This is a genomic window from Ruminococcus sp. Marseille-P328, from assembly GCF_964249465.1.
Lineage (GTDB): Bacteria > Bacillota > Clostridia > Lachnospirales > Lachnospiraceae > Blautia_A > Blautia_A faecis.
Map to the genome: position 1 here is coordinate 1 of NZ_CAXUBQ010000077.1, position 715 is coordinate 715.

The 715-nt window shown below is 38.6% G+C and carries 1 protein-coding gene; it reads right to left on the reverse strand.

What is annotated here, in order from left to right; all coding sequences use genetic code 11:
* The coding region (locus tag ACESTK_RS20515) for a reverse transcriptase domain-containing protein (RefSeq protein ID WP_373120638.1) at nucleotides 1-715 on the reverse strand (715 nt) is incomplete at both ends.

Consider the following 715-nt stretch of genomic DNA (forward strand, 5'->3'; position numbering starts at 1 on the left):
AAAAGTCAAATCCATCGTGTATGTTCGTAATAACTGTCTTTTCATCCGATAATTCTAATCCTCTTTCATGCATGAACTCTTTTACTAAAGGTAGTACCTCGTTTCTTAATAGTTCCTCTGATGCTCCTGTAATAATGAAATCATCTGCATAGCGCACCAGATTTACTTTTGGATTTATCTGTCTACCTTTCGACCAATACCGTTTGAACTTATTCTTCAATAATCTTTCTAATCCGTCCAATACATAATTACACAGCGTCGGTGAAATAGTACCTCCCTGTGGTGTTCCTTGGTCAGTAGCATTGAGTTTTCCCTTTTCCACAAATCCAGCTTTAAGAAATTTGTGCAAAATTTCTTTGTCCATAGGGATATTCTTTTGCATCCATTCATGATTTATGTTATCGAAACATCCTTTTATGTCACCTTCCAACACCCATTCTGGTGCTGTTTTTCGAGCCAAGTCGACAAAACATTGCTCTATAGCGTCTTGAACACATCTGTTGGGTCTGAATCCGTATGAAGTGCCGTCTGCCAGAGTTTCTGTGACTGGTTCCAGTGCCATTTTGTGTAATGTTTGCATTGCCCTATCTTTCATTGTAGGAATACTCAGTGGTCTCTTTTTTCCATTTTTCTTTGGAATGTAGATTCGTCTGAGCGGTTGAGGTTGGTATCCTCTTCTCTGAAGTGTGAATATGGCGTTAAATTTGTCCTCATT